Source organism: Streptomyces sp. NPDC026672, assembly GCF_040638185.1.
Classification (GTDB): Bacteria; Actinomycetota; Actinomycetes; order Streptomycetales; family Streptomycetaceae; genus Streptomyces.
On sequence record NZ_JBEZXS010000028.1, the window covers coordinates 114,394 to 120,798 of the forward strand.

Sequence of the window (6,405 nt, forward strand, 5' to 3'; positions counted from 1 at the left end):
GCCGCGTCCCCCTTTGGGCTCCCCACATGGGCCGGGGCCTGGGCAGCATGGTGAGGTTGACCCCGCTCGGCCAGGGTGTCCACGAGACTCACGTGGTGGCGTTCGCCGTCGATTCGGCCACGCTTCGGGCGAGTACGGTCGCGTTCTCCGCGATGTCGTCGATCGACGCCTTGCGTCCCGACAGGAATCCACTGCGCAGCAGGAGGGCGTAGCCGTGGGCGGCGGCGACTTGACGCTCGAGAAGTTGTACTGCCGCGGCGGCGTCACCGCGTGTCACGGACAGTACAGCCGGCAAGAGCGTGTCGATGAGGCCGCGCCCGGCGTCGATGAGCTCCTCGTCGCCGAGGTCGCGTAGTTCTTCGGCGAAGATGAGGTCGAAGCCGGCGCCGTGCTGTGCGGTGAAACGGGCGTACTCCGCCGCCGCCGCGGCCGAAGCCTCGATCGGATCGCGGGCCCGACCGTCGCCCGCGGCCTCCGACTCGGCCGCCCGCAGGCGACGGGTGAGTCTGCGCGCCACTGTGGTCGCCGTGGCGGCCAGCAGCGTCTGACGGTTCGGGAAGTGCCTGTAGGGCGCCCCGCTGCTCACCCCCGCGCGGCGTGCGACCTCGGCAATCGAGACGGCCCCGACGCCGCCCTCGGCGATCAGTGCGAGGGCGGCGTCGACCAGCGCGGCTTTGAGATCGCCGTGATGGTAGGTCTCACGCTTCGGCACCGCTCTCCCTCACTCGAATGCACTGGTCGCCCCACATTACGGGACTCCGACGCTCTGGTTGTCGGGCCGTCGACTTGACCCGGCGAGAGAGGTCTCTTACATTCATGTAAGAGTACTCATACATGAGGGTGTGTGTCTCGGGCACGCCCAGGAACTGGCCGAACGGCCCACTCGCGCAGCACGGTCTGTGCGCGCAGGAGGAGTTTTTTTGATCATGAAGACATGGCTCATCACCGGCGCCGGCCGCGGCCTGGGACTGGAGACGGCTCGCGCTGCGCTCGCCGCCGGAGACCAGGTTGTCGCGACGGGGCGGAAGCCGGAGAGCGTCTCGGCCGCCCTGGGCACCGACAACGAGCGCCTGCTGACGGTCGCCCTCGATGTGACCGACGAGCGCTCCATCGAGGCCGCGGTGCAGGCCGCGGTCGACCGGTTCGGCCGCATCGACGTTCTGATCAACAATGCCGGCTACGGCCAGCTCGGTGCCTTCGAGGAGCACTCGGCCGCGGCCGTGGAGCGGCAGTTCGCGACCAACGTCTTCGGCGTTTTCGCGGTGACCCGTGCGGTCCTTCCGACCATGCGGGCGCAGCGCTCCGGACACATCATCACGGTCTCGTCGATCTGCGGCCTGGTCGGGTTCAACAACTGCTCGATCTACTCCGCGGCCAAGTTCGCCGTGGGCGGTTGGTCGGAGTCGCTCAGCATCGAGCTCGCTCCCTTCGGGATCAGTGCGACAGTTCTCTATCCGGGCACGTTCCGCACCGACTTCCTGGAGCAGGGCTCCTACGGCACGGCCGACCTCTCGATCGACGACTACGCCGAGGCCAACGCCGCCGCCACCGAGGGGCGCGCCGCCCAGAACCACAACCAGGCCGGCGACCCCGCCGTCTTCGGTCAGGTGGTGGTGGAACTCGCCCACGCGGAGAAGCCGCCCACGCTCATGGGCGTGGGATCCGACGCCGTCCAGGTACTGAAGGGGCGGGCAACGGATCTGCGGCAAAATGCCGACGAGTGGCACGACTTGGCGGTGTCGACCGACATCGCCAAGTGATCCAGACGCTCGGTGACTGGACCGGCCGTCACCCCTGGTCCGGTGACTTGAATCAGAACGCTCCTAACGCCCGTCCGCCTTCTCGTCGGCCCTGTCACCGGGCCCCTTCATATGGGTCTCCAACGCGTCCTGATGCTCCCGCAGGGCCCTGAGCAGGGCGTCTCGGTCGTTCGCGCGCAGGGCCACCACGATGGGTTCGTGCAGCGCGATCTGCTCATCGAACTCCGGGCCCCTGAGCCAGCCGGGCGGCTCGTTCGCCGCGATCCAGTGCTCGTACGCCTTGCTGACCACGGCCCCGTGCGCGCTCTCGAAGAGGCTGGTGAGATACGTGTTCTCGGCCAGGCGGACGAACTCGACATGGAAGTTGGTGTCGGCCGCGACCCACTCGGCCACACTGCCGCGTGACCGGCGGAGCAGGGCGAGCGCGTTCTCCAGGTCGGAGAGGCCCGGGGAGCCGGAGCACATGATCTCGCTCGCCGCGCCCTGTTCGAGCAGATGGCGGAGTCTGACCATGTCGTGCACCGACTCGGGCGCCAACTGGATCATCATCTGGAAGCCCTCGCCGACCGCGACCCCGGGCCGGCGCAGCACAAAGGCACCCGACCCGGGCTTGATCTCGATCAGGCCCAGGACGGCGAGGCTGCGCAGCGCCTGGCTCACCGTCGGGCGGGAACTGCCCACCAGTTCCGCGAGCCGCCGTTCGCTCGGCAGTCGTGCCCCTTCGGCCAGGTCGTTGTCGACGATGTAGGCGCGCACCTGGTCCGCCACGCGGTCGGCGATCCTGCTCACCGGCTCGACCTGGAAGGCCCGAGCGAACTCCGCGTCCCGCGCGCCTCTCGACGCCCCTTGGCCGTCTCGTTCCACCGCGTCACCATCTCCTGGCCGTGTCCTCGTGCCGTCACTCACCACCGCGTCACCCCTCTTGCGGATGCCGACTCGTAAAGAAGTGGTCAGGTGGCCATGCCGTCACCATAACCGACGTCCGATCACCCGAGTCCGAGTGTGCGCCGGGTCTACAGCGGCACCGGCCGGTCGACCATGCGACTGCCGCGGGCGACGGCACCGCCCTCGCCGGTCGTCGTCCATGGCCAACCCTCTCGGTGGCGACGACAAGTGGCTGTCAGGCCAATTTGTACGGCCAAATATCCGGCAGCTGCGACGAGCGTCAATCATGAGCTTCCGTCTGCCCATTTCCGGCCGTTCAGCCGCTCTCCCGGTGGAGACGATTGACATCCAGCGGACGCGATCGACATATTGGCCGTACATTTCATGGCGCTCTCCACACGGCAGGGCCGGTCGCCCCTGCGAAGGTCCGGCCCGGACGCCCCCCCATGGAAGGAGCCGCTCGGCATGAGCCCGTCGCCCCCGCTCACCGGCGTGACCGTGATCAGCCTCGAACAGGCCGTCGCCGCACCGTTCGCCACCCGTCAGCTGGCCGACCTCGGCGCCCGGGTGATCAAGGTGGAACGCCCGGACGGCGGGGACTTCGCCCGCCGCTACGACGAGTCCGTCCATGGTCAGTCCAGCTACTTCGTCTGGCTCAACAGGTCCAAGGAGTCCCTGACCCTCGACCTCAAGGACGCCCGCGGCCGGGCCGTCCTGGCCGACCTGCTGGACAGCGCGGACGTCCTCGTGCAGAACCTGGGCCCCGGCGCCGCCCGCCGACTGGGAGTGGACGCCGCGACGCTCGCCGGACGGCACCCCCGGCTCATCGTCTGCACCGTCTCCGGCTACGGGCAGGACGGCCCCTGGGCCGACCGCAAGGCGTACGACCTGCTCGTGCAGTGCGAGACGGGCCTGGTGTCGCTGACCGGCGACCCGGAAGCCATGGCGAAGGCCGGGATCTCGGTGGCCGACATCGCGGCCGGGATGTACGCCTACAGCGGCATCCTCACCGCCCTGTACCGGCGCGCCACCAGCGGAGAGGTCTCGGCGGTGGACGTATCGCTGTTCGAGGCCCTGGCCGAGTGGATGGGATCGCCCGCCTACTACACCGCGTACAGCGGCCACCAGCCCGCCCGCGCCGGCCTCCGGCACGCCACCATCGCCCCCTACGGCCCCTGCACCACCGCCGACGGACAGACCGTCCTGATCGCCGTCCAGAACGAACGCGAGTGGCACGCGCTGTGCCGCGACGTCCTGGGCCGGCCCGAACTCGTCGACGACCCGCGCTTCGCCACCAACACCGCCCGCGTCACCCACCGCGAAGCCCTCGACGCCCTGGTCGCGGACCGCGTCGCACAACTCGCCACCGACGAGGTCCTGCACCTGCTGGACCGCGCCGGCGTCGCCAACGCCCGGCTCAACTCCGTCTCCCAGTTCCTCGACCACCCCGTCCTGACGGGCCGCGACCGGTGGCGCGCCGTCGGCACACCCGGCGGAGACGTCGACGCCCTCCTGCCGCCCACGACGCTCACCGGCACCGAACCGGTGATGAACCCGGTCCCGGCCCTGGGCGAACACACCGAAGCCGTCCTGCGCACCCTCGGCCGCGACGACGACGAGATCGCCGCGCTGCGCGCCGACCGCGTCATCTGACCCGCCCCGAGAGGAATCACCGTGTCCCCACGCGCCGTGTCCGCACGCACAGTGTCCGCACGCACCGTGCCCCCACGCACCGTGTCCGCGCTCACCGAGGAAGAACAGGCCGTCGTCGACACCGTGCGTGACTTCGTCGACCGGGACGTCCGCCCGGTCGCCCGCGAGCTCGAACACGCCAACACCTACCCCGACCGGCTCATCGAGCGCATGAAGGCACTCGGCGTCTTCGGCCTCGCCATCCCCGAGTCCTACGGCGGTACCGCCGTCTCCGGCCCCTGCTACGTCCAGGTCACCGAACAACTCGCACGCGGCTGGATGAGCCTCGCCGGCGCGATGGGCGGCCACACCGTGGTCGCCGACCTCCTCCTCGCCTTCGGCACCGACGAACAGAAACAGCGCTACCTCCCCGGGATGGCCACCGGCGCGATCCGCGCCACCATGGCCCTGACCGAACCCGGCGGCGGCTCCGACCTCCAGGCGATCACCACCCAGGCCCGCCGCACGGACGACGGCTACACCGTCAACGGCGCCAAGACGTGGATCACCAACGCCCGCCACTCCCAGCTGATCGCCCTGCTGTGCAAGACCGACCCGACGGCACGCCCCCGGCACCGCGGCATCAGCATCCTGCTGGTGGAACACGGCCCCGGTCTCACCGTCTCCAAGGACCTGCCCAAACTCGGCTACAAGGGCGTCGAGAGCTGCGAACTGTCCTTCGACGACCACCACGCCCCCGCCGACGCCGTCCTCGGCGGCCGGGAGGGCCACGGGTTCGCCCAGATGATGAAGGGCCTGGAGATCGGCCGTATCCAGGTCGCCTCCCGCGCCCTCGGCGTCGCCCGCGCCGCCCTGGACGACGCCCTGCGCTACGCCCAGGAACGCGAGTCCTTCGGCAAGCCCATCTGGCGGCACCAGGCCGTCGGCAACCGGCTCGCCGACATGGCCACCCGCTACACCGCCGCGCGGCAACTCGTGCTCATGGCGGCCGAGAAGCACGACGCCGGCGAACGCTGCGACCTTGAAGCAGGCATGGCCAAACTGTTCGCCTCCGAGACCGCGATGGAGATCGCCCTCGACGCCGTCCGTGTGCACGGCGGCTACGGGTACTCCACCGAGTTCGACGTCGAACGCTACTTCCGCGACGCCCCCCTGATGATCGTCGGCGAGGGCACCAACGAGATCCAGCGCAACGTCATCGTCTCCCAGCTCGTGGCGCGAGGGGGAATCACCGACTGACACAATCGGCCCCCCGCACCGGAGCACGGAAGAGGACGCATGACGAAGAAGGAGCCGGCCTACCGGACCCTGGCCCGCACCCTGCGTTCCGAGCTGCTCCAGCAGCGCTACGCCGACGGTGTCCGCCTGCCGACGGAGGCCGAACTCGCGGCCCGGTACGGGGTCAGCCGGCAGACCGTGCGCCACGCCTTCCAGGAACTGGTCTCCGAGCGTTTGGTGCACAGGGTCCCGGGGCGCGGCACGTTCGCCGCACCCCGGGAGGACACCCGCTATCTGCGCCAGTCCGGCTCGATCGAGGACCTGTTGGCACTCTCGCTCGACACCACCCTGGAGATCCTGCGGCCGCTGCGGCGGCGGATCGACGTCGAGGCCGCCGGCCGGCTGCGGCTGGACGGCGACGCGGTGCACACCCTGGTCTTCCGGCGCCTCCACGACGGACGGCCCTTCGTCCACACCGTCGTGCACCTGTCGCCCGCCGCCGGTGCGGCCGTCGCCGAGGTCCCCGAACTCCGGCGGGAGGGGCCGGCCGGCGACACCACCATCATCGGCCTGCTCGACACCCGGCTGCCCGCCCCCGTCGCCGAGGCCGAGCAGAGCATCACCGCGTCCGTGGCGGACGCCTCGCTCGCCCGGGCACTCGACTGCGACCCCGGCATCCCCCTGCTCAGGATCGACCGCCTCTACCTCACCACCGGCGGCCGGCCCGTCGAACTCTCCATCAGCCATTTCCTGCCCGAGCAGTACTCCTACCGAGTACGACTGCGCCGCGGCGTCCGCTAGGGCGTGTTTCGAAAGTCCCGCCTGGCCCGCGACGCCTGGCACGCACACTCGCCGCGTTGTCGGAACGCCCGAGTACATCCAGTACGAG

Annotated in this window: 6 protein-coding genes; 4 read left to right on the top strand and 2 right to left on the bottom strand. The window is 70.1% G+C overall.

Translation table 11 applies throughout. The features are described 5' to 3' along the window. Window positions 1–88 precede the first annotated feature (88 nt). Window positions 89–712: a helix-turn-helix domain-containing protein gene (locus AB0F77_RS28970; protein WP_361954618.1), complete on the bottom strand. Its 624-nt coding sequence runs from the start codon at window positions 710–712 to the stop codon at window positions 89–91. Window positions 713–926: 214 nt separating this feature from the next. Here AB0F77_RS28970 and AB0F77_RS28975 point away from each other — a divergent pair, with 214 nt between their 5' ends. After that, entirely contained in the window at window positions 927–1,760 is an 834-nt protein-coding gene (locus AB0F77_RS28975; protein WP_361954619.1) for an SDR family NAD(P)-dependent oxidoreductase, read from the top strand. Between the two features lie 63 nt (window positions 1,761–1,823). Here the strand turns inward: AB0F77_RS28975 and AB0F77_RS28980 are convergent, their stop codons facing one another. After that, window positions 1,824–2,624: a GntR family transcriptional regulator gene (locus AB0F77_RS28980; RefSeq protein WP_361954620.1), complete on the bottom strand. Its 801-nt coding sequence runs from the start codon at window positions 2,622–2,624 to the stop codon at window positions 1,824–1,826. A gap of 486 nt (window positions 2,625–3,110) precedes the next feature. Between AB0F77_RS28980 and AB0F77_RS28985 the strand changes: the two genes are divergently transcribed. Genes AB0F77_RS28985 through AB0F77_RS28995 form a run of 3 tightly spaced genes read left to right on the top strand, consistent with a single transcriptional unit; the run spans window position 3,111 to window position 6,317 of the window. Continuing rightward, window positions 3,111–4,298 (top strand): CaiB/BaiF CoA-transferase family protein, encoded by a 1,188-nt coding sequence (locus tag AB0F77_RS28985; RefSeq protein WP_361954621.1) that lies wholly within the window; start codon window positions 3,111–3,113, stop codon window positions 4,296–4,298. Window positions 4,299–4,334: 36 nt separating this feature from the next. Next, window positions 4,335–5,537, top strand: coding sequence for an acyl-CoA dehydrogenase family protein (locus tag AB0F77_RS28990; RefSeq protein ID WP_361954622.1), 1,203 nt, complete (start codon window positions 4,335–4,337; stop codon window positions 5,535–5,537). Between the two features lie 39 nt (window positions 5,538–5,576). Next, window positions 5,577–6,317 (top strand): GntR family transcriptional regulator, encoded by a 741-nt coding sequence (locus AB0F77_RS28995; RefSeq protein ID WP_361954623.1) that lies wholly within the window; start codon window positions 5,577–5,579, stop codon window positions 6,315–6,317. Window positions 6,318–6,405: the final 88 nt, after the last annotated feature.

Bases quoted from the DNA above. Each gene is read 5' to 3' on its own strand.
- AB0F77_RS28975 (WP_361954619.1), top strand. From the start codon at position 927: ATGAAGACATGGCTCATCACCGGCGCCGGCCGCGGCCTGGGACTGGAG.
- AB0F77_RS28985 (WP_361954621.1), top strand. From the start codon at position 3,111: ATGAGCCCGTCGCCCCCGCTCACCGGCGTGACCGTGATCAGCCTCGAA.
- AB0F77_RS28995 (WP_361954623.1), top strand. From the start codon at position 5,577: ATGACGAAGAAGGAGCCGGCCTACCGGACCCTGGCCCGCACCCTGCGT.